Consider the following 26,388-nt stretch of genomic DNA (forward strand, 5'->3'; position numbering starts at 1 on the left):
TATATAAAAAAGCACCTTTATAGGTGCTTTTAAAATAAATCATACAATTTTCTTCCTTATCGAACTTGAAATAAAATCAATGATAATGACCATTAAAATGATGCCCAATAAAATAATTCCCACACGCGACCAATTGCGTGAACTCAGTGCAAAAATTAAAGGCGTACCAATACCCCCTGCTCCAATAACACCTAAAATAGTAGCGGATCGTACATTAATTTCGAACCTGTATAACGTATACGATAGAAAATCCGGTAATACTTGTGGCAATACTGCATACCAAAGTATTTGAAACCGATTTGCACCCGTTGCTATTAACGCTTCTGTCGGTCCCTTATCTATATTCTCGATTCCTTCTGAATATAGTTTTCCTAACATCCCAATAGAGTGTAATCCTAAAGCTAGAACTCCAGCAAAAGAGCCTGGTCCAACAGCTTTTATAAATAAAAGGGCCATAACTAATTCAGGAAATGTACGAACAAAACTAAGTACAAATTTCCCAGTTCCTGAAGTTAATCTTCCACTGCTCATATTCGTTGCCGCCCAAAAAGCGAATGGAACAGATAAAAAGGCAGAAATAAATGTACCTAATATTGCAATTGCCAACGTATCAATTAAACCATGTAATAAATCTTCACCATCTGGCAAAGATACATACGCCCAATCTGGATTCAATATACCTGTCATAATTGCTTTTGTAATTTCTCCTGCCGTTTCCTTTATTCCCTCTAGCGGTACTCCTGAAAAAGCCCATACATAAACAAATGTAAGTGCTATAAAAATAAACCAGCGATATACACTCGGTTTCTTCGGTTTTGGTACGATTACCGTCGTTTTACTCATTATAATTTCTCCCGCAACAATGTACTTACATAATCAATTAACAATACAACAACAAGGGTATAGATAATAATAGATGAAGTTTGTTGATATTGTAAAAAACCAAGTGTACGGTCATAATATAATCCAATACCACCTGCTCCTACTAAACCTAAAACAGCTGCTGCACGTACGTTCACCTCAAATGTATAAAGAACATAAGAGATAAAATGTGCTTTCACTTGCGGAATTACCCCATAAACAATCCATTGCACTTTATTTGCTCCTACTGCTGTCATCGCCTCTAACGGACCTGGGTCAATTGATTCAATTGACTCATACAACAATTTCGCCACGAGCCCAATTGAGAAAAAAGTAAGAGCCAAAATACCTGGAAGTGGTCCTATTCCAAAAATAGCTACGAAAATTGCCGCTAATAATAAATCGGGTATCGTTCGGATAAAATTTAAAATCAATCGAGCTGGACTGTACAAAAATGCACTAGTAAACACATTACTTGCCGCAAACAGTGCCAGTGGAATAGCTAAAATCGCTCCTAAAGTCGTCCCAATAATCGCCATACGTATTGTATCTAACATTGCTGTTGTAATAACTTGAAAATAACTCCAATCTGGCGGTACCATCTCTTTCAACAAATCCAGCATATTAGGAAAACCAACTACTAGTTTTGAAAATGATGCATCGACCTGTACACTACTTCCCCACAACAGTAAAATGACTAGAATTAACGTTAACATATGTTTCAACTTACTCGGTGGCTTCGGTATCGATTTCGAATTTATCATCACGTCATTCATTTAACTGCCACCTCTAACAATTCACTTTTCTGCGCTACGTCACCATAAATTTCAGCAAACTTTTCATCCGTTGCCTCTTCTACTAAGCCATCAAAAACAATTTCTCCTGCATGTAATCCAATAATGCGCGTCGCATATTGCCTAGCTAAATCAATAGAATGTAAGTTTACAATTGTTGTAATTCCAAAATCTTCATTAATTTTCTTCAAATCATCTAATACTTGCTTTGTTGTTAGCGGATCTAACGACGCAACAGGTTCATCTGCCAATATGATTTTTGCTTCTTGAGCCAACGCTCTAGCAATCGATACACGTTGCTGTTGTCCTCCTGATAATTCATCAGCACGCGCATATGCTTTTTCTAAAATATTTACTCTTTTCAACGATTGAAAAGCAAGCTCCAAATCTTCTTTTGGAAATAGCCCTAACGTTGTACGCAATGTCGAATGATACCCAACACGCCCAGCTAATACATTCTTCAATACCGTTGATCGCTTTACAAGATTAAAACTTTGAAAGATCATACCAATATCCCGGCGCATGCGGCGTAATCCTTTTCCTTTCGCAGCCGTAATAGACTCACCTTCAATCATGATTTCGCCTTCTGTAATCTCATGAAGACGATTTACCGATCTTAGAAGTGTAGACTTTCCAGCTCCGGACAGCCCTACCATTACAACAAACTCACCTTTTTGAATTTTCAAGTTTATATTATTCAATCCTTTTGTACCATTTGGATACACTTTGGAAACATTTCGAAACTCTATCACACATCTTACCTACCTTCTATGAATTCAAAACGGCGAACTAACTGAAAACATACCTTTCCAGCTAGCTGCCATTCTCATATGTATTATTGCGTTTTTACTTTCTTTCCATATTCACGAACGATATCAAATTTACTATCATCAGATTTAACATATCCTTCATGTGAATATACTTCTTTAATGATTTTATGACCTTCCTCATTCTTTCCAATTTCAATGAAAGCATCCTGTAATTTCTTGCTCCACTCTTCATCTAAATCAGAACGTACCGAAATCGTATCGTTTGGAATTTTCTCCGTAAATTTCACTATTTTCGTTTGATCGAATATATTCGGATAATCTTTTTTTACAATATTACGAGCATCTTGGAATACAACAGCTGCATCTACGTCACCGTTTAAAAGAGCAATAAGCGACTGATCGTGACCTTTTAATGTAACAGGTTTCACATCTTTTAACGGATCAACGCCCTCTTTTAATAATACAGCCGCAGGCCACACATATCCCGCTGATGACGTTACATCTTGATAACCAATTTTTTTACCTTTTAAATCTTTTACACTATTAATATTTGAATCTTTCTTAACAACAAATTCAGACTTATAAAAGTCTACTAAATCCTTTGTAGGAGCTCCCGTTTCATCATCTACTCCAAAACGTTGTGCTTGTAAAATTACGTTTGCAGCCTTTTTCTCATGTGCTAGCACATACGCTGTTGGGGGTAAAAATCCTACATCTACTTGCTTAGATGCCATCGCTTCTACAATTGTATTGTAATTCGTTGAAATACTAACTTTTACTGGAATATTTAATTTATCACTTAATAGCTTTTCTAATGGTTTTGCCTTCGCCTCTAACGTATCTGCATTTTGAGAAGGAACAAATTGAACATTTAAAGTCTTCGGTACATACCCTTTTTTCGTATCTTCATTTTTACTTGCACTTGATTCCTTCGTTCCACAGCCACTTAATAAACCCGCTGCTAGTACAACTGTTGTGCTCATTGCAAAAACTTTTTTCAACATGTTAATGCCTCCATTTTTCATTGTTATAAAATAACCTTTCATAAACATGAAGAAATATATCACACATTTTTACAAATAATTGATTATTTACAGAATCTTTACACATTCTATACACTCACATTAAAATTCTCTCCATATATTTGATATGCTTAATCGGTAGATAATAATAGAAAAGGTGAATGATATTGAATCAAAATCAAATTGTGACTTTAAACATCTTATTAACAAGTGATATACATGGTACTGTTTATCCAATTCACTACCAAGATAACTCCAAAGCTGAAATTGGTTTAGCTAAAATTTCTACTCTTATAAAAAAAGAACGTTCCAAAAATAGAAACGTTCTTTTAATTGATAACGGTGACTTCATACAAGGAACACCATTCACTTATCATTACGCTACTTATGAAAAAGATAAGAAAAATCCAATGTCTTTATTGGCGAACTATTTACGTTATGATGCTGCAGTGATTGGAAATCATGAATTTAATTACGGAATTGATGTCTTAAATAATGCTATTTCTACTGCAAAATTCCCGTATTTATCAGCAAATATTTTAGATAAAAACAATAAAAAACCTTATTTCGGGAAACCATATGTAATAAAACATATTGAATCAAATATAAAAATTGCTATTTTAGGGGTAACAACGCACTATATTCCCAATTGGGAACAACCCGATCACATTAAAGACTTACAATTTGAAGATGCATTAGAAACAACACAAAATTGGGTTTCTTACATTCGTGAACATGAGAAACCAGATTTACTTGTCGTAGCGTATCATGGGGGATTCGAACGCGATTTACAAACTGGGGTACCGAGTGAAGTTTTAACAGGTGAAAACCAAGGATATGCCATGTGTCATGAAATTGAAGGCATAGATATTTTACTAACAGGCCACCAACACCGTGAAATTGCTCACACCACAATAAATGGTGTAACAGTTTTACAAACCGGATGCAATGGACACTTCATTGGAAAAGTAACAGTAACATTCGAAAAAACAAAACAAAAATGGATAAAAAAAGAGAGTTGTTCACAATTATTGCCCGTGCAAGGAATTGCGACTGACCAAGATATTCTTTCCTTGGTTACCGATTATGAAGAAAAAACACAAAATTGGCTCGATCAACCTATTGGACTAATCTATGGGGACATGCGAATTTCAGATGCTATGCAAACACGTTTGCAAGACCATCCTTTTATTGAATTCATAAATAACATACAGATGGATATAGCTAATGTTTCCATTTCTTGTACAAGCTTATTCCATAATACATCGCCAGGTTTCCCGAAATGTGTAACAATGCGTGACATCGTTTCTAATTATATTTATCCAAATACATTAAAAGTAATTAGAATAACTGGGGCGGATATAAAAGATGCTCTCGAACTCTCTGCTTCTTATTTCACATTAAAAGCAGATGGAACCATCATCGTAAACCCTAGCTACATAGAACCAAAACCGCAACACTATAATTACGATATGTGGGAAGGAATTTCGTACGTATTAAATATTTCCAAACCAATTGGTGAGAGAGTAGAATCTTTACAGTATAAAGGCACTCCTCTTAATATGGATGAAGAATATGACGTCGTTATGAATAATTATCGCGCAAGCGGCGGAGGGAACTTTTTTATGTTTCAAAATAAGCCTGTAATAAAAGACATAACAACAGATATGTCTGAACTTATTGCTAACTATATATTGAAGCACAAAAAAATAGAAGCAACAATCAATAACAACTGGAAAGTTATTAACTAACGAATATAATAAATAGAAAAAGATGGGCTTCGCCCATCTTTTAGTTTAATTTTGCATTATCTTGCTTTTTTAAAGCTTTTAATTTCGCCGGTGTAACATCAGTACCTTGTTCGTTAACGACTTTAATTCCTTTAAGTTCGTTTAACATATTTTGACGAAATCCTTTTAAATATTGTTCACGTAGCGATTGACGCTCACGTTGTTCTTCTTCAGTTAAACCTTCAGCTTTTGCTTTTTTCGCTAAGAAGTTAATGCGTTCAACGAGTTCGTGACTAAGCATCTCGAATCCCCCTTCTAATCAAAACTGATTATTATCATACAATAGTTACTCTTCTTTATCAAGCAATTGCTTTGTATACTCTACATATCTACGATGTACCGTTGCTTTTGAAACATTATGCCCAAAGCCGCGAAGCGTTGCTGCAATTTCTTCGAAAGTAAGTTCATTCTTGCGCAAACGCACAATTTCCTCAATCGGCACTTCTTTCTTCTCTCGTCCTACGCTTAAATGACGATTCTTTAAATTATTTTCTGGGCGATAGCCCTTTTCTACTGCGCGTTGCATACCACGTTTAATTTTCAAATTATGAATCTTTCTTTGATACTCTTCAACAATACCAATAATATCTAATACCATCGAATCCGAATCCGACAATTGTAATTCTCCATTATGCGTATGCGTGTATACTTTTATTCCCTCTTTATGTAAACAGTGCATTAATGCAATCTTTGCATTTCCCCTACCAAGGCGCGTTTCATCTTGTATGAGTAGCACATCAATTTGTTCGTCTCGAATTGTATCTAGCACTTCTAATATTCCATCACGTTCAATTGTATAACCGCTAGCCTGCTCTTCAATCACCTTAGTAACATTCATTTGATAGCGCTCCGCTAAATGCAATAATTCATCTTTTTGACGTAATAATGATGTTTCTTGCGCTTCTTTTGTTGTACTCACACGTGCATAAATAATTGCATTCATTATGAACCCCTCTTTCTCACTATTATTTCCCTTCAGTGTAACATAAATTCGCCTTTTGTTCGAACTTATGTTTGTAGAATGTTTTTTCACATGTTATACTTGTTAATAAGAAAAATGAAAGAAAACGAGGTGTTAGAAAACATGGAAAAGTTAACGAAACGCCAGCAAGACATTCTCGACTTTATTAAGCTAAAAGTACAAGAAAAAGGATATCCACCTTCCGTACGTGAAATCGGTCAAGCAGTCGGCCTCGCTTCTAGTTCTACAGTGCACGGACATTTATCAAGATTAGAAGAAAAAGGATACATTCGACGCGATCCAACAAAACCACGAGCAATCGAAATTTTAGGTGATGACCGAATGGATACAGAAACACAATCTGTTATTCAAGTTCCAATCATAGGAAAAGTTACTGCTGGATTACCAATTACAGCAGTTGAAAGTGTAGAAGATCACTTCCCACTTCCAGCTAGCATTGTTGCTGGAGCAGATCAAGTGTTTATGTTACGTATTTCTGGAGATAGTATGATTGAAGCTGGTATTTTCGATGGAGATTTAGTTGTTGTTCGCCAACAACAGTCTGCATATAATGGTGAAATTGTAGTCGCTTTAACAGAAGATAATGAAGCAACTGTTAAACGTTTCTATAAAGAAAAAGACCATTTCCGTCTACAACCGGAAAACTCTTCATTAGAACCTATCATTTTAAAACAAGTGTCAGTTATTGGTAAAGTAATTGGCGTATATCGTGATTTACATTAAGAATATAAAAGAAGATAATTACCTTATTTACATACGGTAATTATCTTCTTTTTTTGTATTTTGATAGATTTTCATACATTCTATTTCTTATGAACGCGTTTCAATCGTCACATCGCCCGCAGCTGTTTTACCGCTAATCTTTTTGCTCCCATTACCAATTATTACATTTTTATTTTCTTCATTAAAAATTGTTACATCCCCGGCAGCGCTTTGCCCAGTAATTACCGCATCTTGTGGTTTTTCCGTTAAAGTAATACCTATATCTCCCGCAGTTGAACTTGCTTCTAGATTATACTTAGAATCATGATCTAGAATATTTATTTCCCCGCTGGTCGTTTTTGCAGTCACTTTCCCTATTACCTTTTTAAAGTTTACTTCACCAGCTTTTGTAGATCCCTCCACATTCTTAGCCGTTACACGTTTCAAATCCACTTCACCAGCAAGTGTTCTAACACTTACGCTATCACTTTTCACATCACTCATTTCGATTTGTCCAGCAGATGAATTTACTTTTACATCTTGATAAGAGCGTTCGGGCACAAGGAGAGTCAATTTAGACGTTTGAAACCTAAAATCATAAAAAGAAAAATCAAATGAAGCACCTTTTTCTCTTTCCCCAATAATTTTTAATGTGTCACCATCTTCTGCAATACGAATCTTTTGTTTACGCGCATCTCCTGATTGCTTTACATAAAAAGAAGAGTCAGGAGATTTTTGAACAACAATATCCCTGGCATCTAACTTAACTTCTATATTTTTTAATGTTTCGTTTTTAATTATATCTTCTTTGTTTCCTTCTTCTGCAGTTTGCACTGCTTTTTCATATGTTTGTGAAATCCCTATTACTCCAATAATGATACAAGCGATTGCTACTAACAATATTTTTTTCATCATCTACTCCCCTTTTATCATTTTGAAGTTCCATATTACATAACGTACGCATAGTCTTTTAAACCACTTCGTACTATAATAAGCGATAATACATAACAACAAACCTACTCCAACAAACGTTATACTAACGAATAAATCCAACCATATAAAAGTACCCATAAATACTTTTCCAATTACGAAAAATGGTGTCACTACACTAGCAATCCCACCGATCCAAAAAGAAAATATAAAAGCAATAATTGCAACTAACGGGCCTAACACAATAATGAAATTAAACAAACTAAGTCCAATCGCTGCCATGACAGCTCTTGTCACATTTGAAGTTGATGGATCTTTTTTCATTTCATCGAAACGATACATCGCAAGCAATTCTTTTGCAATTACTTTCGGAGAGCCAAGCCCCTCTATTATTTCCGATTCAGTTTTCCCCTCTTCTATCCCAAACTGAAAATGCTCTTCATAATCAAATAAAATATCTTTCCTCTCTTCGTCTGGTAACTTTCTAAGATGACTTGATAATTCCTTAAGAAACTGTTCTTTACTCATCCCATTCCACCCCTTCAATAATTTCTTGTACGCCTTTCGCAAAATCACGCCACTCTGTTACCAACAAATTCAGTTGCGTTTCCCCTTGCTCAGTTAGTTGATAATATTTACGAGGCGGCCCCTCCGTAGATTCTTTTAAATACGTTTGAAAATATCCTTCTTTCGTTAAACGACGTAATAAAGGATACACTGATCCTTCCGATATTAAAAATTTATTTGAGATTTGCTGAACAAGTTCATAACCGTAGCAATCCTTACGTTTCACAAGTGCCAACACACACAGTTCTAACACACCTTTTTTAAACTGAACGTTCAAGGATAGTCCTCCTTTCTCATTTCAGTACTGTTCAATACACGGTACCTTTATTATCCATAATATACCACTTAGTATTGTTTATTGCAAGGTACTATATTTTTAAACACTTGAACTTTAATATTAAACATATCCGATACCGAACAAAACATATCATACATTTTTTTATACCCATAGATATTACGCATGTTACTTTTACTTATCCACTCTTTTGGAACAAACAAATAATTCGAATTTCACCACGTTACATTAAAGATATGGAATAAAACTTTAAATACCTCCATAATTTTTTTCTGGCATTTTTGAGGCATCTATTCAATTCATTTCAACTAACAACTATATTGCCCACAAACAAAAAAAGCCTTAATACGTAGTATCAAGGCTTTTTAATCTCTTAGTAAAGAGACATATATTGATCGCGTTCCCATTGGTGAACTTGCGTTCTAAAGATATCCCACTCAATCTCTTTCGCTTCGATGAAGTGCTCAAGTAAATGCTCACCTAGTGCACCACATACTACTTCATTAGATTGTAATGTAACTAACGCTTGCGCTAATGTTGCTGGTAAGTCAACGATACCCGCTTCTTCACGCTCTTCTTTTGTCATTACATAGATGTTACGGTCTACTGCAGCTGGTGGAGTTAATTTGTTTTTAATTCCGTCAAGACCTGCTGCTAATAATGTAGCCATTACTAAATATGGGTTTGCAGCTGGGTCAACACTACGTACTTCTACGCGTGTACTAATACCACGAGATGCAGGGATACGTACTAACGGGCTACGGTTTTGTGCAGACCATGCTACGTAACAAGGCGCTTCATACCCAGGTACTAGACGTTTATATGAGTTTACAGTTGGGTTTGCTATCGCTGTAAATGCTGGTGCGTGTTTTAAAATACCTGCGATGAAGTGACGAGCATCATCACTTAATTGTAAGTCACCGTTTTTATCGAAGAATACGTTCTCACCATTTTTGAATAGCGATAAGTTACAGTGCATACCTGAACCGTTCACACCGTATAATGGTTTTGGCATAAATGTTGCGTGTAAACCGTGTTTACGAGCAATTGTTTTTACAACAAGTTTGAATGTTTGAATGTCATCACATGAGCGAATTGCACTTGCATATTTAAAATCAATTTCGTGCTGCCCTGGAGCAACCTCATGGTGAGATGCTTCAATTTCAAATCCCATTTCTTCAAGTTCAAGAACGATATCACGACGACAGTTTTCCCCTAGATCCATCGGCGCAAGGTCGAAGTATCCACCGTTATCGTTTAATTCTAATGTTGGATTTCCTTTTTCATCTACTTTAAATAGGAAGAATTCTGGCTCTGGTCCAAGATTGAAATCTGAGAATCCTAAAGCTTCCATTTCTTTTAACACACGTTTTAAATTGTTACGTGGGTCCCCATCAAATGGAGTGCCATCCGCATTGTAAATATCACAGATTAGTCGAGCTACTTTCCCTTTTTCAGCTGTCCAAGGGAAAATTACCCAAGTGCCTAAATCAGGATATAAATACATATCAGATTCTTCAATACGTACGAAACCTTCAATCGAAGATCCATCAAACATCATTTTGTTATCAAGAGCTTTCGTTAATTGTCTCACTGGAATCTCTACGTTTTTAATTACTCCTAAAAGGTCTGTAAATTGTAAACGGACATACTTTACATTCTCTTCTTCCGCCAAACGGAAAATATCTTCTTTTGTGTACCTAGCCATTATAAATTCCTCCTTAGTCCCTCTAAACACCTTCAGAATCAGTTCTCTTTAGTGAAAAAACCTTGAAATGTCACCTTGTCGCAATGAAGTTCGATTAAATCTACCTGTATGTTGTAGTTCGTCTCGAAGTATTTTGCGTAGCTCAGTTTTTGAAATTTCTTTCGTTTCTTCTTTTACTTTCACTGCTTCTGTTTGATTTTCTTTCATTAGTAACACTTGTTTAATACCAGCCATATTCAAGCCTTGATCTAATAAATCTTTAATCTCTAACAACTTATCTACATCGTTAAATGAAAATAATCTACGATTCCCCTTTGTACGGGTTGGAGAAACAAGATTATGTTCTTCATAGTAGCGAATTTGACGTGCAGATAATTGTGTTAAATCCATAACAATACCAATAGGAAACAGCGGAGCAGAACGTCTATCTTCTTTCATTGTTTCAGTTCCTCCTTCGCCTTAACTGTTTCTTATTCTATACCATGTTATGTTTAGTGTCAATAGATGTTAGATTTTCTTACATGATTTTTTTATAAATTTTTTCATTCTTTATTCTAATGAAATAAATCATTACTTTCACGCCAAAAAAGCTGTCGAAATCGACAGCTTCCCTTTAAGAAATTGTTAATAATTCCTTTTCAATTAATGCATCAATTGCAGAACAAATCGCAATCTTCACATGTGAATAAGTTAACCCACCTTGCACGTAAGCAACGTAAGGCGGACGAATCGGACCATCAGCCGACAATTCAATACTCGCCCCTTGAATAAACGTTCCCGCAGCCATAATGACATCATCTTCATAACCCGGCATATAGTTCGCATATGGAGTGAAGTGAGAATTAATTGGAGATGCATATTGAATTGCTTGGCAAAACGCAATCATACGATCTTTATCATCAAATTGAACAGACTGAATTAAATCTGTTCTTGGTGCATTCCATGCTGGTGATGTATTCATTCCTAACTTCTCTAAAAATGCAGCTGTAAAAATCGCACCTTTTAGCGCTTGTCCCGCTACATGCGGCGCTAAGAAGAAACCTTGATACATTTCTTGCAGACTGTATAAAGATGCACCTGCTTCCGCACCGATTCCTGGAGATGTCAAACGATATGCACACGCTTCAACATACTGTTCTTTACCAACAATATAACCACCAGTTTTAACAATTCCACCACCTGGGTTTTTAATAAGCGAACCTGCCATTAAATCTGCACCAACATGACATGGCTCTTGCTCTTCAATAAACTCGCCATAACAGTTATCTACAAATACAACAACATCCGGTTTAATTTCTTTAACAAACGCTATCATCTCTTTAATTTGAGAAATAGTAAACGACGGACGAGTTGCATAACCTTTTGAGCGCTGAATACCAATCATTTTCGTATTACTATGAATTGCAGCTGCAACAGCTCCAAAATCAACAAGCCCCTCTTCAGTAAGCGGAACTGCATTATAACCAATATTATATTCTTTAAATGAACCTACACCTTTTCCGCGTACACCAACGATTTCTTCTAACGTATCATACGGCTTGCCAGTGATGTACAATAACTCATCTCCCGGACGTAAAATACCGAATAACGCTGTAGAAATAGCGTGAGTACCTGAAATAATTTGCGGACGAACAAGACCAGCTTCCGCTCCAAATACATCCGCATACACTTTTTCTAACGTATCACGACCAATGTCATCATAACCGTAACCTGTCGTCGGAATAAAATGCGAATCACTAATTTTATGTTTACGAAAACTTTCTAATACACGAAACTGATTACTTTCAATCACTTCATCCGCACGTTTATGTACTTCTGTAATTTGGCTCTCTACTTCTTTTACGATTGGAGCAATTTTTTCTCCATTTTTCAAACGATCAAACATTTTTATTTTCTCCTTCTTCCACTAAAAATCTCTTTAATTGCACATTAAGTGATGAATGAGCAAAAATATACCCTGTGCAATCATATACAAATTTTTCTTCCAAAAACTCCATCTTTATTAATAGCGTTTCCGTCTTTAGTAGCGTTAACAACTTACCTTCACTCGGAGGAATTTCCACTTGATAACGATTCATTTCTTCCTTCATTTTCGTTTCTATTGCTTCTTTTATATGTAATAGATCTTTTTCTTCAAAAGCACTAGTCATTAAGAAATCACTTTTCGGAAACGGAATAAAGTTTTGATGTAATTCATCTTTTTTATTATATAACGTAATAATAGGAATATGATTAATTGCAAGTTCTGACAATAATTGTTTCACTGTTTTCTCATGCCCTACATAATTCGAATCTGCAGAATCAACTACATGTAATATAACGTCTGCTTCACCAGCTTCTTCTAATGTCGAACGAAAAGCAGCAATTAATGACGTAGGTAAATCTTGTATAAAACCAACTGTATCAGTTAGTAATACTGTATAACCAGAAGGTAACGGCATCTTCCTTGTCGTCGGGTCTAGCGTTGCAAACAACAAGTTTTCTTCAAACGTATCAGCTTCCGTTAATCTATTAAACAGTGTAGATTTTCCCGCATTCGTATATCCTATTAATGAAACTTGAAATACTTTATTATCTTTTCTTCTTTCACGATATCTTTTTCGATGTTCCACAACAACTGCAAGTTGCTTCTTTATTTCATCAATGCGCGATCGAATATGACGACGATCCGTCTCAAGTTTCGTCTCACCCGGCCCTCTCGTTCCAATACCACCACCAAGACGTGATAAAGACAATCCTTGTCCCATAAGACGTGGCATTGTATATTGCAACTGAGCTAATTCTACTTGAAGCTTACCTTCCCTCGACTTCGCACGTTGCGCAAAAATATCTAATATGAGTTGCGTTCGATCAATTACCCTCGCATCTAATACTGAGGATAAATTCCGAATTTGACTCGGCGTTAATTCGTTATTAAATACGATAACATCCGGTGCTAATTCTTCAGTTAACATTGTAAGCTCTTCTAATTTACCTTTGCCTATATAAGTCGCCGGATGAAATTTCGGTCGTTTTTGCGTTGTAGACACTAACAATTCTGCTCGCGCAGTCTTCGCTAGTGATGCAAGTTCTTTCATGGAATGCATAAATTTTTCATCATCATCTTGCGGCAATTGACAGCCCACTAATATGACTTTTTCTTTTTCTTCCATCAAATATGTTCACTCATCCTTTTCGAAATTTAAACCTTCTAATATAATAGCAGAGGAAGCACATTTCATCTAGTTAGCGGGGGAGAAAATTCATGGCATGGGAGATTTTTAGCATCATAGGCACAATTGCCTTCGCACTAAGCGGAGCCATTGTTGCAATGGAAGAGGATTATGATATTTTCGGGGTGTATATTTTAGGAATGGCGACCGCATTTGGGGGAGGTGCCCTTCGTAATTTATTAATCGGTTATCCGATTGTCGCGTTTTGGCAACAAGACATGTTATTCCAAATCGCACTTTTATCAATGACAATTATTTTTCTTTTTCCAAATAAATTAATTAGACACTGGAAAAAGTGGGAAAACATCACTGATGCTATCGGCTTATCAGCATTCGCCGTACAAGGAGCATTATATGCTCAGAAATTAAATTTACCAATTAGCGCTACAATTGTAGCAGCTGTTTTAACTGGCATTGGCGGCGGTATTATCCGCGATCTTTTAGCCCGCAGAAAACCTCTCGTCCTTCGAGCTGAAGTATATGCTTTTTGGACGATTCTAGCAGGTTTCTTAATCGGCGCTCAAATTATTGTTAGTGATTGGGCTTTATACACCTTATTCATTTTAATTGTTTGCTTCCGCATGGTTTCTATTCACTACAAATGGCATTTACCACATAGACGCATCGACACAAACGAACGTTCAGTGCATAAATAGCAATCCAACCTCTTTACAGAACGTAAAGAGGTTTTTCTTTTCTAACGAGTTTTTCTTTACATAATGTTTATACTAATCCTCAAAGCGAGGTGAATACAAATGACAAACCATGTTAATAAAGGTGCTCAAAAAAGCTCAGTAGGTCAAATTGGACATGATCCTAATTCTGCACACGAAAAAAGTGCTAAAATGGAACGTTTCCATAAATCTTATCAAGACAAAGCAAAAAAAGAGTAACAGCACTTATATAAAAAAACAGACGCACAGTTTACGTACTGTGCGTCTCCTCTTCAAGCATCAAATCACTACTTGATATCCCAATTAAATCATATTTATCATACGTATCCTCTTGCAACAAGCGCATAGCCTGTGTACGAATGGATTTTTCAACAATATTCCGTACATATCTTCCATTACTAAACGATGTAATTTGCGATGAGTACTTTACAGCATGTAAATGATCTCTAAATTTCCATTCAGCCTCTTTCGATAACTGGTATTCACGCTCTTCATACATCCTCTTCCCTATTTCTAACAGCTGATTTACCGAGTAATCCGCAAATTCAATTATAAACGGAAAACGGGATTGCAGACCTGGATTTAATGAAAGAAAGTGATTCATCTCTCTTGAATATCCGGCTAAAATCAATACAAAACCGTGTTGTTTATCTTCCATATGTTTCACGAGCGTATCAATTGCCTCTTTCCCAAAATCTTTTTCTCCCCCTCGGGCTAATGAATACGCCTCATCAATAAACAAAATACCTCCCATTGCTTTTTTTATTAAATCCCTTGTTTTTTGAGCTGTATGACCGATGTACTCTCCTACCAGATCCGCACGTTCAGCTTCAACTAAGTGCCCTTTTGATAGAATATTCATCTCAAACAATAATTTCCCTATCATTCTAGCAACAGTTGTCTTCCCTGTACCTGGATTCCCTTTAAACAACATATGGAGTACTTGCTTCTCAGACTTCAACCCTATTTCTTGTCTTTTTTTATTTACATAAATCCAAGCATATATTTCTTTTATTATCTTTTTTATATCATCCATCCCAACGAGCTTCCCCATCTCTTCTTCAATTCTTTGCAGCATCTCATGTTTCGTAGTAGTTTCATTTGAAATTACTGTTTTATTTTCTGCGGCCGGTAAAGAAATTTTCTTTCGATGATTTAACACAATGTTAATTTGATTATTATTTTTCTTTCGCATCGATTGTTCCATACTATCACCTCATTTTATCCACTCACCAAATATTATTATTCCTACCTCCCTTGTAAATGACTATTTTCAGAAAAGTTTGCTATAATATAAGAAATAATGAAGGTGGTGGGACTATGGAGACAACGGAATTCCATGATACAATACAAGCCTTTTCTATTTTTTTATTGAATAAAGGCCGAAAACCTTCAACCATTAAACGTTACGTTTATGACATTGAAGATTTCGGACATTGGTTAGAAAAAAACAAAAAGCTCCCTTCCAGTAATATATGGGCTACACTTTGTACAAAAGACTACGAAGATTACTTTTCCGACTTAAAAAAGAATCGACATTACTCAGAGAAAACGATGCACCGTGTATTTATTGTATTAAATAGAATGCATCACTTTCTAAACATCCCTAACCCATTAAAGGACATGGAAATTTCTATTCAACCAGATCGCACACTTCGCAATGAAGATTTCATTTCATCTGATGAAGAAAAAAGATTAAAACATATAGTCACTTCATTGGAAGGACTTTCAGAAAAACAACGTCCTGTGCGCCCTTTATTGATGGATCGTAATATCGCTATTTTAAACTTATTAATTGACTATGGATTATCCTTACAAGAACTTACAGCATTAACTATGCATCACGTCCACTTTGAAACTAACACATTATCTATCCCAGCAACCGCAGGGTTAGAAAGAACAATTACATTAACCAACGAAGACAAAAAACAACTATATGCTTATTACAAAAGTATCCCTGAACCCGTTCGTCCAAAATACCATAGTAATGATCCATTATTTATCGCATTTGATTTTAATCGCGGAACATACAGATGGGTATACGAAAATGATGCACCAAAGGGATTAACAGAAATCGCTATCCAAAAAATGATTCGCCTTGAAGTATCTAGAGCTAATTTACGCAAAGGAATCTCAGGACAACACTTTCGTAACACCTATATTTTAAACTTAATACAAAAAGAAACTCCGGAGTCAGAAATTATAAAACTAGTTGGGTTCAAATCAAAAATTTCACTAAAACGATATTATCAATACGCAGAAAATAGAAAAAACGCCTTATGATAAGGCGTTTTTTCTATTTTTTCTTCAAACAAACGATTTTACTATGACCATTTAACTAATTTTTGCATCTACTATGATGAGTTTCATTCACATTCTCATTAGAAAGGAGAGATTTAATGTCTCGTTATGACGACAGTCAAAACAAATTCTCCAAACCATGCTTTCCAAGTAGCGCTGGGCGAATTCCAAATACCCCATCAATCCCAATTACTAAGGCACAACTTAGAACATTTCGCGCAATCATTATCGATTTAACAAAAATAATCCCAAAACTTTTTGCAAATCCATCTCCCGAAAATATTGAAGATCTAATTGATACATTGAACCTACTAAGTAAATTTATTTGTTCATTAGACGCTACTTCCTCCCTGAAAGCGCAAGGATTAGCTATTATAAAAAACTTAATAACTATATTAAGAAACCCAACCTTCATAGCAAGTGCTGTATTTGTCGAACTCCAAATTTTAATTAATTATTTACTTTACATCACAAAGTTATTCCGAATCGATCATTGTACACTCCAAGAACTCCTGAAATTAATTGCAGAGTTACAAACTACTCTAGTTAATTCGGCTTCGTTCGGCAGAGGTCCTACCGGTCCTACTGGGCCTACTGGACCTCGAGGTAACACGGGCGCTACTGGTGCCACTGGGCCTCGAGGTAACACGGGCGCTACTGGCGCTACCGGTCCTACTGGGCCTCGAGGTAACACGGGTGCTACTGGGCCTACCGGTGCTACTGGGCCTCGAGGTAACACGGGCGCTACTGGTGCCACTGGGCCTCGAGGTAACACGGGCGCTACTGGCGCTACCGGTCCTACTGGGTCTCGAGGTAACACGGGTGCTACTGGGCCTACCGGTGCCACTGGGCCTCAAGGTAACACGGGTACTACTGGGCCTACCGGTGCCACTGGGCCTCGAGGTAACACGGGCGCTACTGGACCTACCGGTGCCACTGGGCCTCGAGGTAACACGGGCGCTACTGGACCTACCGGTCCTACTGGGTCTCGAGGTAACACGGGTGCTACTGGTGCCACTGGGCCTCGAGGTAACACGGGCGCTACTGGTGCTACCGGTCCTACTGGGCCTCAAGGTAACACGGGCGCTACTGGTGCCACTGGGCCTCGAGGTAACACGGGCGCTACTGGTGCCACTGGGCCTCGAGGTAACACGGGCGCTACTGGTGCCACTGGGCCTCAAGGTAACACGGGTGCTACTGGTGCCACCGGCGCCACTGGGCCTCAAGGTAACACGGGTGCTACTGGTGCCACCGGCGCCACTGGGCCTCGAGGTAACACGGGCGCTACTGGTGCTACCGGTCCTACTGGGCCTCAAGGTAACACGGGCGCTACCGGACCTCAAGGTATTCAAGGTAACACGGGCGCTACCGGTGCCACTGGACCTCAAGGTGTTCAAGGTAACACGGGCGCTACTGGTGCTACCGGTGCCACTGGACCTCAAGGCGCTCAAGGTAACACGGGTGCTACTGGCGCTACCGGACCTCAAGGTGTTCAAGGTAACACAGGTGCTACTGGTGCCACTGGACCTCAAGGTGTTCAAGGTAACACAGGTGCTACTGGTGCCACTGGACCTCAAGGTGTTCAAGGTAACACAGGTGCTACCGGACCTCAAGGACCTCAAGGTAACACGGGTGCTACTGGCGCTACCGGACCTCAAGGTGCTCAAGGTAACACAGGTGCCACTGGACCTCAAGGACCTCAAGGTGTTCAAGGTAACACAGGTGCTACTGGCGCTACTGGACCTCAAGGTGTTCAAGGTAACACAGGTGCTACTGGCGCTACCGGACCTCAAGGTGCTCAAGGTAACACAGGTGCTACCGGACCTCAAGGACCTCAAGGTAACACGGGTGCTACTGGTGCCACTGGTATAGGAGTTACCGGTCCTACCGGACCTTCTGGTGGGCCTCCTGGACCTACTGGACCTCAGGGACCTCAAGGTAATACGGGCGCTACCGGACCTCAAGGACCTCAAGGTAACACGGGTGCTACTGGCGCCACTGGACCTCAGGGTGCTCAAGGTAACACGGGTGCTACTGGTGCCACTGGACCTCAAGGACCTCAGGGTGCTCAAGGTAACACGGGTGCTACTGGTGCCACTGGACCTCAAGGACCTCAAGGTGTTCAAGGTAACACAGGTGCTACTGGCGCTACTGGACCTCAAGGTGTTCAAGGTAACATAGGTGCTACTGGCGCTACTGGACCTCAAGGTGTTCAAGGTAACACAGGTGCTACTGGCGCTACCGGACCTCAGGGTGCTCAAGGTAACACAGGTGCTACCGGACCTCAGGGTGCTCAAGGTAACACAGGTGCTACCGGACCTCAGGGTGCTCAAGGTAACACAGGTGCTACCGGACCTCAAGGTAACACGGGTGCTACTGGCGCCACTGGTATAGGAGTTACCGGTCCTACCGGACCTTCTGGTGGGCCTCCTGGACCGACTGGACCTCAGGGACCTCAAGGTAACACGGGCGCTACTGGACCTCAAGGCGTTCAAGGACCAGCGGGTGCTACCGGCGCTACTGGACCTCAAGGTGTTCAAGGTAACACGGGTGCTACTGGTGCTACTGGACCTCAAGGTGTTCAAGGTAACACGGGTGCTACTGGTGCTACCGGACCTCAAGGTGTTCAAGGGCCAACAGGCGCTACTGGTATAGGAGTTACAGGACCGACTGGGCCTACTGGACCTAGCTTCCCTGTAGCAACAATTGTTGTAACAAACAACATTCAACAAACAGTACTACAATTTAATAACTTTATTTTCAGCACTGCAATTAACGTAAACAATATTATCTTTAATGGCACAGATACAGTTACAGTTATCAACGGTGGTATTTATGTAATTAGCGTATCTATTTCTACCACTGCGCCAGGATGCGCTCCTCTTGGAGTAGGAATTTCAATTAATGGAGCAGTCGCAACTGATAACTTCTCTTCAAATTTAATAGGCGACTCACTTTCATTTACTACAATCGAAACGTTAAGAGCTGGCGCAAACATTTCTGTCCAATCTACTCTTAATGAGATCACGATCCCTGCAACAGGAAACACTAACATTCGTCTAACTGTATTTAGAATCGCTTAAATTTCACTATTTATTGTTTATGGCAAATAAAAAAAGAGCGAGAAACTCGCTCTTTTTTTGTTATGTACAATAATTCATTACTACTCTAATTCAATTGAAACATTTTTTTGTGGAACGAATGTAGAAATTGCATGTTTATAAATAAGCTGTTGCTTACCTTCTGTTTCCAGTAGGACTGTAAAATTATCAAATCCTTTAATTAATCCACGAAGCTGGAAACCATTTAATAAGTACAGCGTAACAAACGTATTCTCTTTACGGAGCTGATTTAAAAACTGATCTTGAATATTGATTGATTGCTTCATGTCGAATCCTCCTCTTTTTCTCTACTTACTATTATTCGACTTTAGTTGTAACTTTCCTTCTACGTATCGTAAAATTTCTGACGTTTTTTCACCGTCTGTAACATCAAACCATGTGACATCCATCTTATTACGGAACCACGTTAATTGACGTTTTGCATAACGACGTGAATTCGTCTTTAATTGTGATACCGCTTCTTCTAAAGATACACGACCCTCAATATAATCATATATCTCTTTATACCCAATCGCCTGAATAGATTGACAATCTCTTATCCCTCTATTATACAATCCTTCTACTTCTTCTAATAAACCTCGGTCCATCATTATATCAACTCGTAAGTTAATGCGATCGTATAGCATTTCTCGATCCATTGTCAAGCCAATTAAGGAAACATCATATAATAATTCGTTTTCTTGTTTTTCAAGTTGATCACTCATTTTTTCACCCGTCGTGTGGAAAATTTCTAACGCTCTAATGACACGGCGTACATTATTTGCATGAATACGCTCAGCGCTTTCTGGGTCTACTTCTTGTAATTTCTTATGTACATATTCCACACCACGTTCTAATGCTAACTTTTCCATTTGTTCTCGGTATATAGCATCACCCGCATCATCCGTAAACTGATAATCGAATAAAACAGATTGTATATACAGACCAGTTCCACCAACGATAATTGGCAATTTACCACGCTCTGTAATCTCTCGAATATGCTTACGAACACGTTCTTGAAATTCGGCAACTGAAAATGATTCTTCTGGATTTTTTATATCGACCATATAATGTGGAATTCCGTCCATCTCTTCTTTCGTCACCTTTGCAGTTCCAATATCCATCGTACGATAAATCTGCATGGAATCTCCACTTATAATTTCACCATTCAACGCTTTGGCAAGATCAATACTTAACTTCGTCTTCCCAACAGCAGTTGGTCCAATGATGACAGCAACTTTTTCACGTTGCACTTCTCCCATATCATTCAACTCTCTTTATGTAATATACTCCATCTATTGATTATATCCAATCTTACCAATTTTAACGACATGATTGCAAGTTCTTTCATTCTGGTACATGAAATTATAAATAAAAAAGAACATAGTTTGTCCAATTCCGCATATACATGATTAAAAATACCTCCGAGAGGATGAGTTAACTATGAAACAATCCACTATCAATTTTTCATCTTTGACAAAAGACCTCATTTTAGCTACTGCTACAAAAGAACAAAATTGTTCACAGGAAGAATTATACTTCGCCTTAAATTGTTTACTACGTTCTTTTCATTCTACTCTTCAAGAAACAACATTACATCCAGAAAATAAAGATACAGAGTATATACAAAACCAATTTTGCAGTGCCTATAAAATTATTACAGGTAAAACGATTTATCCTTTTCAATAATCCATAAAAGGCGGTTGCTTACATACTTTCAAGCACCGCCTTTTATATTAATACATATACACTACTCTATAACTTTCACTTTAACAGATTTGCGCCCCCAGCTATTAGCACTACCATCTGAACCAACTAGAACATCAATACGATTTCCTTTAATCGCACCACCAGTATCTCCAGCAATCGCTTCTCCGTATCCTTCTACCCATACTTTTGATCCAAGTGGAATTACTCTAGGGTCAACAGCAATTACTTTCATATTTGGATTCGCTGTTAAATCATGCCCCATTGCAGTTAATACACGACCACCATACGAACCATTCTCACTCGGATCTGCTGTATACGCTGTCGCCTCTACTGTTATTTCACGTCCACCAGCAGGTGCACTTGTTCCATTAGATTTTGCAACTTGTTTCGTAGTTGACTGCTGTTTTGCCACTGATTTACTTGATTCTACATTCTTAACAGACTCTTTGTTCTTAACTACTTTATTATTTTTAACCGGCGTATTTACTCTTACCGGCGCTTCTTCTTGCGTTACAACTTCTTTCTTTTCAATCACTGGTGCCGTTCCTGTTAAAAATGGTACGTGAACATATCCAACTTTTCCATTGTAGTCGAATTGTAACCATTCATTTTGAACTTGATTTGTCGTTTCAATTACATCATCTTTATTCAGTTTACCAAGAATTTCAGAGTCAGTATTCGCTCCGGCACGAACATTTAACACACCTGCCGTTACATAATATGTACTTTTTGTAAATTCAGCACTTACAAACGCTTCTTTACCATTTATTTTAATTTTTGTCCATCCATTTTCTGTATTTATAACGTCTAATTTATTTCCACTTAACATTTTACCTACAAGCTTTGACTCTACAGTTGGGTTTTCTCTAACATTTAATACGTCTGTTGTTACAATCGTTTCTGCTTTCGCAGAACCTGCAAAAATCCCAAGACCAAAAACTGCCGCCGTTGCTATACCTAATAATTTTTTCATGAATAGCCTCCATTTGCTTTGTTTTCGTATTTTCATTATAGCAACGGATTTTTAAGATTTTTAGAAAACACACAATTACAAACCATTCGTAATATACGATTAATGAGTTGTAACATAAATTTCCATATTAATAAATTACATTTCCAATAGAATCCCCAATAGTTTTCATATATTTTCCACATACAAGCACCAGAATTTTTTTCCAAAAAAAATTACAGTATTACTTTTTTGTTACAAAAAAACCAGATTTCATTACATCTTTTACCAAAATTCATCATTCTCCAATTATTGACCTCCTTTTTTGTAATAAAAGGGAGCAGCTAATAAAAGCTACTCCCTTTACACCTATTATTTAACTTTCTTTTTCCAAATTCCCATCATAAGAGCAGAAACAACCGCCCCTATCAATATCGAGAAAATATATAACACTGGTTTATTTACTAATGCGATAACAAACAATCCACCATGCGGTGCTGGTAATGTAATTTGAAATAACATTGATAATGCACCTGCAATACTTGAACCAACAACACAACTGACAATTACCCGAACCGGATCTGCAGCTGCAAACGGAATCGCACCTTCTGTAATAAACGATGCTCCCATAATATAATTTGTTAAACCAGATTTACGTTCTGCTTCTGTAAACTTTGATTTAAAGAAAGTAGTTGCGAATGCAATCGCAAGTGGTGGTACCATACCACCAGCCATAACTGCTGAGTGCACGCCAAAATTCTGTGCTTCTATTGCAGCAATACCAAATGTAAATGCAGCTTTATTAATTGGACCACCCATATCAATTGCCATCATACCACCTAATATAAGACCTAGTAATATAGCATTTGTACCGTTCAAACCATTTAACCATCCTGTTAACATTTCATTCAATGCTACTACAGGCGGAATTACTACTTTTTGCATAACAACTCCTGTAATCAACAATCCAAAGACCGGATATAACAATACAGGTTTAATTCCTTCTAATTGTACTGGTAGTCCTGAAAATAATCTTTTCAAGCCTAAAACAACATACCCAGCTAAGAAACCAGCTATTAATCCACCTAAAAATCCAGCATTCGCATGTGCTGCTAAAAATCCACCGACAACACCAGGCATGAAACCAGGACGATCAGCAATAGAACTCGCAATAAATCCAGCTAAAATTGGTACAAGGAATAAAAACGCCCCTGTTCCCCCTCCACCAATAGACATTAACAACTCAGCCAATGGTCCTTCTGCTTTTATACCACCAATCCAAAATGCTAATGCAATTAAAATCCCTCCACCAACAACGAATGGAAGCATATTACTTACACCGCTCATTAAATGCTTATAAATCCCTAATCCTTTTTCTTTCTCTGTACTTTCTGTCTTTCCATCTTCTTTTATTCCTTTAAAGATTGGTGCATCCTGTTTTACAGCACGATTAAGAAGTTTTTCAGTTTTTCTAATCCCGTCAGCGACTGGCACTTGAATGACATGTTTACCAGCAAAACGATTCATTTCTACTTGTTTATCTGCCGCAACAATTATAGCTGTTGCGCGTTCAATATCCTCTTTCGTTAAACCGTTTTTTATACCTGTTGATCCATTCGTTTCAACTTTAATTGCAATTCCTAGCTCTGCTGCTTTTGCTTTCAAGCTATCCGCAGCCATATATGTGTGAGCGATTCCAGTTGGACAAGCTGTAACAGCTAATACGTACGGTTCATTCCCTTCTGGTTGTGCAACTTCTACCTCTGCTTCTTTTTCATTTTCTTTTTCATCAAATAGACGAAGAAGTTCCTCTTCACCCTTTGCTTCTAACAATTGCTTACGAAATCCTTCATCCATTAATAGTGTAGATAGGCGTGATAACGTTTCTAAATGCGTATTATTCGCCCCTTCACTCGCAGCAATCATAAAGAATAAATGCGCAGGCTGTCCGTCAAGCGATTCATAGTTGATACCGCTTACACTTCTACCAAAACAAATCGCTGGTTGCTTAACAGCTTTTGTTTTCGCATGAGGTATAGCAATTCCTTCACCAATGCCGGTTGTACTTTGTGACTCCCGCTTTAAAATAGCTTCTTTAAATTCAGCTTTACTATTTAAACGATTTGCCCCGTTTAATTTCTCAACTAATTCATCTATGACAGCTTCTTTATTTGAAGCTGTCAAATTCATAATAACTGTATCCCTTTTTAATAGTTCTGTAATTTTCATATATTGCTTCCCCCTATCGCTTAGTTACAATTACTTGCGACAATAATTCTTCTACTTTTTCCTTTTCACATAAATCAGCTGAAAATGCTGTTGCACTACCTGTAGCAACGCCATATTGAAATGCCTTTTCAATATCTTTTGTCTGTTCATATTTACCTACAAATCCCGCAACAAGAGAATCTCCAGCCCCAACCGAATTAATTACAACACCTTTTGGAACAGTTGCTTCATATATACCTTCTGCCGTAAACAATAAAGCTCCATCTCCGGCCATTGATACGATAACATGCTCTACACCTTGCTCAACTAATTTTCTTCCATACGGTAAAATATCTTCTGCTGTTGAAATTTCTACTCCAAATAACTCACCAAGTTCATGATGATTTGGTTTTATTAAAAATGGTTTATTTTTAACTACATGCTGCAGCGCACTACCACTTGCATCTACTACTACACGAATACCTTTTTGAGCTCCAAACGCTGCGATTGATTCATAAAAAGTAGTGGGGATAGACGCCGGTACACTTCCAGCTAGTACAACACAATCTCCCTTTTGCATACTTTCAATTTGTTTCATTAATTGTTCAAATTGCTCATTTGTCACACTTGGTCCTTGCCCATTTAATTCTGTTTCTTCTTTCCCTTTTATTTTCACATTAATTCGAGTATCGTCATTTACTTGAATGAAGTTTGTTATTACCCCTTCATCATGTAATACATCTTTAATAAATTGACCGGTAAATCCACCAGTAAATCCAAGCGCTACATTTTCAACACCTAAACGATGAAGAACGCGAGAAACATTAATTCCTTTCCCTCCAGGAAACTTCATATCTTTCTCCGCTCGATTTACTGCGCCTAAATCTAAGGACTTAACTTGTACTACATAATCAATAGATGGATTTAAAGTTACTGTATAGATCATTGTTTATCAGCCTCAATTACATTGGTTTGTCTTTTATATTTTTCTAAATCAATTTCTAAATAGTTTGTAATAATATTTGCCTCTTCAACATTGGCAATTTTCGCAAACGCAACTTCTGAAAACTTACTTTCATCAATTAAGAAATATCCTTCATTTGCTAATGTTAATGCCATTTGCTTTAAAAGTGCCTCTTCTGGATCTGGAGTTGTAAAACCAAGCTGTTCATGTACACCATTCGCCCCTAAAAAACATTTATCAAAACGATACTTCTGCATACTTTCCTGCGCCATTGCACCGATTAAAGCTTTCGTCCTACTCTTCATCATTCCGCCTAGCAAATAGGCACGAATATTATTTTCAACTAAAGCTTCAATATGCATAAGTCCATTCGTAACGACTGTAACATCTTTATTTATTAAGAATGGAATCATTTCAAATGTTGTACTTCCTGCATCTAAATAAATACAATCACCTTGTTCAACTATGTTAGCCGCATACTTCGCAATTTGTTGTTTTATTTGAATGTTTTTGGATGATTTTTCAACCATCGTTGGCTCCTGTCCTTTTCCTGTTAAAACAGCGGCACCACCATGAACTCTTTTTAATAACCTTTGCTTTTCCAATTGTGCTAAATCACGACGAATTGTTGATTCAGAGCTTTCTGTTCTTTCTACTAATTGTTGTAACTTAACAACCTTCTGCTCTTTTACAAGTTGTAATATCATTTGATGACGTTCAGGAGTTAACATTTTATTCACCTCTTCTTTGATTACAGTATAATGAAAACGATCACAAAAATCAACCACAAACATTCAAAAATAATCAAAACCAATCAAAAACAGTTATAGAAAACAAAAAAGAAACCC

At 37.5% G+C, this 26,388-nt stretch carries 27 protein-coding genes; 7 read left to right on the top strand and 20 right to left on the bottom strand.

Annotated features, from left to right (window positions below; all coding sequences use genetic code 11):
• Window positions 1-39 precede the first annotated feature (39 nt).
• From phnE (ATN06_RS18680) to ATN06_RS18695, 4 genes are all read right to left on the bottom strand, one after another.
• Window positions 40-843, bottom strand: coding sequence for a phosphonate ABC transporter, permease protein PhnE (gene phnE / locus ATN06_RS18680; RefSeq protein ID WP_060631879.1), 804 nt, complete (start codon window positions 841-843; stop codon window positions 40-42).
• Window positions 843-1,637: a phosphonate ABC transporter, permease protein PhnE gene (gene phnE / locus ATN06_RS18685; protein WP_060631880.1), complete on the bottom strand. Its 795-nt coding sequence runs from the start codon at window positions 1,635-1,637 to the stop codon at window positions 843-845. Before phnE (ATN06_RS18685) ends, phnE (ATN06_RS18680) begins: the two co-directional genes overlap by 1 nt.
• Entirely contained in the window at window positions 1,634-2,407 is a 774-nt protein-coding gene (gene phnC / locus ATN06_RS18690; protein WP_000569252.1) for a phosphonate ABC transporter ATP-binding protein, read from the bottom strand. Before phnC ends, phnE (ATN06_RS18685) begins: the two co-directional genes overlap by 4 nt.
• Window positions 2,408-2,490: 83 nt before the next feature.
• The gene (locus ATN06_RS18695; RefSeq protein ID WP_000915052.1) at window positions 2,491-3,429 is read right to left on the bottom strand and encodes a phosphate/phosphite/phosphonate ABC transporter substrate-binding protein; all 939 of its coding nucleotides are present in this window, start codon (window positions 3,427-3,429) and stop codon (window positions 2,491-2,493) included.
• A gap of 185 nt (window positions 3,430-3,614) precedes the next feature.
• Between ATN06_RS18695 and ATN06_RS18700 the strand changes: the two genes are divergently transcribed.
• Complete coding sequence (locus ATN06_RS18700) at window positions 3,615-5,198, top strand: bifunctional metallophosphatase/5'-nucleotidase (protein ID WP_060631881.1); 1,584 nt, start codon at window positions 3,615-3,617, stop codon at window positions 5,196-5,198.
• 40 nt (window positions 5,199-5,238) lie between these two features.
• Here ATN06_RS18700 and ATN06_RS18705 read toward each other — a convergent pair whose 3' ends face one another.
• Both ATN06_RS18705 and ATN06_RS18710 read right to left on the bottom strand, forming a co-directional pair.
• A complete protein-coding gene (locus ATN06_RS18705; protein ID WP_000948565.1) occupies window positions 5,239-5,478 on the bottom strand; it encodes a DUF896 domain-containing protein in 240 nt (79 codons plus the stop codon).
• Between the two features lie 45 nt (window positions 5,479-5,523).
• Window positions 5,524-6,180 carry a YneB family resolvase-like protein gene (locus ATN06_RS18710; RefSeq protein ID WP_060631882.1) on the bottom strand — a complete coding sequence of 219 codons (657 nt, stop codon included), beginning with the start codon at window positions 6,178-6,180 and terminating at the stop codon, window positions 5,524-5,526.
• 141 nt (window positions 6,181-6,321) lie between these two features.
• On the opposite strand from ATN06_RS18710, the gene lexA reads away from it, so the two are divergent.
• Entirely contained in the window at window positions 6,322-6,942 is a 621-nt protein-coding gene (lexA, locus tag ATN06_RS18715) for a transcriptional repressor LexA (RefSeq protein WP_060631883.1), read from the top strand.
• A gap of 87 nt (window positions 6,943-7,029) precedes the next feature.
• Here the strand turns inward: lexA and ATN06_RS18720 are convergent, their stop codons facing one another.
• The 7 genes from ATN06_RS18720 to hflX all read right to left on the bottom strand — a co-directional run bounded on the left by ATN06_RS18720 (window position 7,030) and on the right by hflX (window position 13,573).
• Window positions 7,030-7,836: a DUF4097 family beta strand repeat-containing protein gene (locus tag ATN06_RS18720; RefSeq protein ID WP_060631884.1), complete on the bottom strand. Its 807-nt coding sequence runs from the start codon at window positions 7,834-7,836 to the stop codon at window positions 7,030-7,032.
• On the bottom strand, window positions 7,837-8,379 hold the full coding sequence (locus ATN06_RS18725; protein WP_060631885.1) for a DUF1700 domain-containing protein: 543 nt from the start codon (window positions 8,377-8,379) through the stop codon (window positions 7,837-7,839). It lies immediately after the preceding gene.
• Complete coding sequence (locus ATN06_RS18730; protein ID WP_001102620.1) at window positions 8,372-8,695, bottom strand: PadR family transcriptional regulator; 324 nt, start codon at window positions 8,693-8,695, stop codon at window positions 8,372-8,374. Before ATN06_RS18730 ends, ATN06_RS18725 begins: the two co-directional genes overlap by 8 nt.
• 391 nt (window positions 8,696-9,086) lie before the next feature.
• Complete coding sequence (glnA, locus tag ATN06_RS18735) at window positions 9,087-10,421, bottom strand: type I glutamate--ammonia ligase (protein ID WP_060631886.1); 1,335 nt, start codon at window positions 10,419-10,421, stop codon at window positions 9,087-9,089.
• 48 nt (window positions 10,422-10,469) lie between these two features.
• A complete protein-coding gene (glnR, locus tag ATN06_RS18740; protein ID WP_000656783.1) occupies window positions 10,470-10,859 on the bottom strand; it encodes a transcriptional repressor GlnR in 390 nt (129 codons plus the stop codon).
• Window positions 10,860-11,034: 175 nt separating this feature from the next.
• The gene (locus tag ATN06_RS18745; RefSeq protein ID WP_000460296.1) at window positions 11,035-12,306 is read right to left on the bottom strand and encodes a methionine gamma-lyase family protein; all 1,272 of its coding nucleotides are present in this window, start codon (window positions 12,304-12,306) and stop codon (window positions 11,035-11,037) included.
• Window positions 12,299-13,573, bottom strand: a complete 1,275-nt coding sequence (hflX, locus tag ATN06_RS18750) for a GTPase HflX (RefSeq protein ID WP_060631887.1) — start codon at window positions 13,571-13,573, stop codon at window positions 12,299-12,301. The genes ATN06_RS18745 and hflX overlap by 8 nt, the downstream gene beginning before the upstream one ends.
• A 92-nt stretch (window positions 13,574-13,665) precedes the next feature.
• On the opposite strand from hflX, the gene ATN06_RS18755 reads away from it, so the two are divergent.
• Both ATN06_RS18755 and ATN06_RS29260 read left to right on the top strand, forming a co-directional pair.
• On the top strand, window positions 13,666-14,289 hold the full coding sequence (locus ATN06_RS18755) for a trimeric intracellular cation channel family protein (protein ID WP_048544241.1): 624 nt from the start codon (window positions 13,666-13,668) through the stop codon (window positions 14,287-14,289).
• A gap of 99 nt (window positions 14,290-14,388) precedes the next feature.
• On the top strand, window positions 14,389-14,526 hold the full coding sequence (locus ATN06_RS29260; protein ID WP_063260593.1) for a hypothetical protein: 138 nt from the start codon (window positions 14,389-14,391) through the stop codon (window positions 14,524-14,526).
• Between the two features lie 31 nt (window positions 14,527-14,557).
• Here the strand turns inward: ATN06_RS29260 and spoVK are convergent, their stop codons facing one another.
• Window positions 14,558-15,514: a stage V sporulation protein K gene (gene spoVK, locus ATN06_RS18760; RefSeq protein WP_048525539.1), complete on the bottom strand. Its 957-nt coding sequence runs from the start codon at window positions 15,512-15,514 to the stop codon at window positions 14,558-14,560.
• A gap of 113 nt (window positions 15,515-15,627) precedes the next feature.
• On the opposite strand from spoVK, the gene ATN06_RS18765 reads away from it, so the two are divergent.
• Both ATN06_RS18765 and ATN06_RS18770 read left to right on the top strand, forming a co-directional pair.
• Entirely contained in the window at window positions 15,628-16,590 is a 963-nt protein-coding gene (locus tag ATN06_RS18765; protein WP_060631888.1) for a tyrosine-type recombinase/integrase, read from the top strand.
• A gap of 116 nt (window positions 16,591-16,706) precedes the next feature.
• Complete coding sequence (locus ATN06_RS18770) at window positions 16,707-19,691, top strand: Gly-Xaa-Xaa repeat protein (protein WP_060631889.1); 2,985 nt, start codon at window positions 16,707-16,709, stop codon at window positions 19,689-19,691.
• A gap of 80 nt (window positions 19,692-19,771) precedes the next feature.
• On the opposite strand, the gene hfq is transcribed toward ATN06_RS18770, so the two are convergent.
• Both hfq and miaA read right to left on the bottom strand, forming a co-directional pair.
• Complete coding sequence (gene hfq / locus ATN06_RS18775; protein WP_000813896.1) at window positions 19,772-19,996, bottom strand: RNA chaperone Hfq; 225 nt, start codon at window positions 19,994-19,996, stop codon at window positions 19,772-19,774.
• A gap of 21 nt (window positions 19,997-20,017) precedes the next feature.
• Complete coding sequence (gene miaA / locus ATN06_RS18780) at window positions 20,018-20,971, bottom strand: tRNA (adenosine(37)-N6)-dimethylallyltransferase MiaA (RefSeq protein WP_060631890.1); 954 nt, start codon at window positions 20,969-20,971, stop codon at window positions 20,018-20,020.
• A gap of 181 nt (window positions 20,972-21,152) precedes the next feature.
• On the opposite strand from miaA, the gene ATN06_RS18785 reads away from it, so the two are divergent.
• Window positions 21,153-21,398 carry a hypothetical protein gene (locus ATN06_RS18785; protein WP_000814418.1) on the top strand — a complete coding sequence of 82 codons (246 nt, stop codon included), beginning with the start codon at window positions 21,153-21,155 and terminating at the stop codon, window positions 21,396-21,398.
• 61 nt (window positions 21,399-21,459) lie between these two features.
• On the opposite strand, the gene entD is transcribed toward ATN06_RS18785, so the two are convergent.
• The 4 genes from entD to ATN06_RS18805 form a co-directional block, all read right to left on the bottom strand.
• Complete coding sequence (entD, locus tag ATN06_RS18790; RefSeq protein WP_060631891.1) at window positions 21,460-22,392, bottom strand: cell wall-binding protein EntD; 933 nt, start codon at window positions 22,390-22,392, stop codon at window positions 21,460-21,462.
• Between the two features lie 348 nt (window positions 22,393-22,740).
• A complete protein-coding gene (locus ATN06_RS18795) occupies window positions 22,741-24,597 on the bottom strand; it encodes a PTS fructose transporter subunit IIABC (protein ID WP_060631892.1) in 1,857 nt (618 codons plus the stop codon).
• 13 nt (window positions 24,598-24,610) lie between these two features.
• Window positions 24,611-25,522 (bottom strand): 1-phosphofructokinase, encoded by a 912-nt coding sequence (gene pfkB / locus ATN06_RS18800; protein WP_060631893.1) that lies wholly within the window; start codon window positions 25,520-25,522, stop codon window positions 24,611-24,613.
• On the bottom strand, window positions 25,519-26,271 hold the full coding sequence (locus ATN06_RS18805; protein ID WP_060631894.1) for a DeoR/GlpR family DNA-binding transcription regulator: 753 nt from the start codon (window positions 26,269-26,271) through the stop codon (window positions 25,519-25,521). The genes pfkB and ATN06_RS18805 overlap by 4 nt, the downstream gene beginning before the upstream one ends.
• Window positions 26,272-26,388 lie beyond the last annotated feature (117 nt).

The organism is Bacillus thuringiensis, from assembly GCF_001455345.1.
GTDB classification, from domain to species: domain Bacteria; phylum Bacillota; class Bacilli; order Bacillales; family Bacillaceae_G; genus Bacillus_A; species Bacillus_A thuringiensis_N.

Bases quoted from the DNA above. Each gene is read 5' to 3' on its own strand.
- spoVK (WP_048525539.1), bottom strand. From the start codon at position 15,514: ATGGAACAATCGATGCGAAAGAAAAATAATAATCAAATTAACATTGTG.
- miaA (WP_060631890.1), bottom strand. From the start codon at position 20,971: ATGGGAGAAGTGCAACGTGAAAAAGTTGCTGTCATCATTGGACCAACT.
- ATN06_RS18705 (WP_000948565.1), bottom strand. From the start codon at position 5,478: ATGCTTAGTCACGAACTCGTTGAACGCATTAACTTCTTAGCGAAAAAA.
- hflX (WP_060631887.1), bottom strand. From the start codon at position 13,573: ATGGAAGAAAAAGAAAAAGTCATATTAGTGGGCTGTCAATTGCCGCAA.
- ATN06_RS18765 (WP_060631888.1), top strand. From the start codon at position 15,628: ATGGAGACAACGGAATTCCATGATACAATACAAGCCTTTTCTATTTTT.
- ATN06_RS18725 (WP_060631885.1), bottom strand. From the start codon at position 8,379: ATGAGTAAAGAACAGTTTCTTAAGGAATTATCAAGTCATCTTAGAAAG.
- lexA (WP_060631883.1), top strand. From the start codon at position 6,322: ATGGAAAAGTTAACGAAACGCCAGCAAGACATTCTCGACTTTATTAAG.
- ATN06_RS18795 (WP_060631892.1), bottom strand. From the start codon at position 24,597: ATGAAAATTACAGAACTATTAAAAAGGGATACAGTTATTATGAATTTG.
- glnA (WP_060631886.1), bottom strand. From the start codon at position 10,421: ATGGCTAGGTACACAAAAGAAGATATTTTCCGTTTGGCGGAAGAAGAG.
- ATN06_RS18755 (WP_048544241.1), top strand. From the start codon at position 13,666: ATGGCATGGGAGATTTTTAGCATCATAGGCACAATTGCCTTCGCACTA.
- ATN06_RS18785 (WP_000814418.1), top strand. From the start codon at position 21,153: ATGAAACAATCCACTATCAATTTTTCATCTTTGACAAAAGACCTCATT.
- ATN06_RS18770 (WP_060631889.1), top strand. From the start codon at position 16,707: ATGTCTCGTTATGACGACAGTCAAAACAAATTCTCCAAACCATGCTTT.
- phnE (WP_060631880.1), bottom strand. From the start codon at position 1,637: ATGAATGACGTGATGATAAATTCGAAATCGATACCGAAGCCACCGAGT.
- ATN06_RS18695 (WP_000915052.1), bottom strand. From the start codon at position 3,429: ATGTTGAAAAAAGTTTTTGCAATGAGCACAACAGTTGTACTAGCAGCG.
- phnE (WP_060631879.1), bottom strand. From the start codon at position 843: ATGAGTAAAACGACGGTAATCGTACCAAAACCGAAGAAACCGAGTGTA.
- hfq (WP_000813896.1), bottom strand. From the start codon at position 19,996: ATGAAGCAATCAATCAATATTCAAGATCAGTTTTTAAATCAGCTCCGT.
- glnR (WP_000656783.1), bottom strand. From the start codon at position 10,859: ATGAAAGAAGATAGACGTTCTGCTCCGCTGTTTCCTATTGGTATTGTT.
- pfkB (WP_060631893.1), bottom strand. From the start codon at position 25,522: ATGATCTATACAGTAACTTTAAATCCATCTATTGATTATGTAGTACAA.
- ATN06_RS29260 (WP_063260593.1), top strand. From the start codon at position 14,389: ATGACAAACCATGTTAATAAAGGTGCTCAAAAAAGCTCAGTAGGTCAA.
- ATN06_RS18805 (WP_060631894.1), bottom strand. From the start codon at position 26,271: ATGTTAACTCCTGAACGTCATCAAATGATATTACAACTTGTAAAAGAG.
- ATN06_RS18720 (WP_060631884.1), bottom strand. From the start codon at position 7,836: ATGATGAAAAAAATATTGTTAGTAGCAATCGCTTGTATCATTATTGGA.
- entD (WP_060631891.1), bottom strand. From the start codon at position 22,392: ATGAAAAAATTATTAGGTATAGCAACGGCGGCAGTTTTTGGTCTTGGG.
- ATN06_RS18710 (WP_060631882.1), bottom strand. From the start codon at position 6,180: ATGAATGCAATTATTTATGCACGTGTGAGTACAACAAAAGAAGCGCAA.
- ATN06_RS18745 (WP_000460296.1), bottom strand. From the start codon at position 12,306: ATGTTTGATCGTTTGAAAAATGGAGAAAAAATTGCTCCAATCGTAAAA.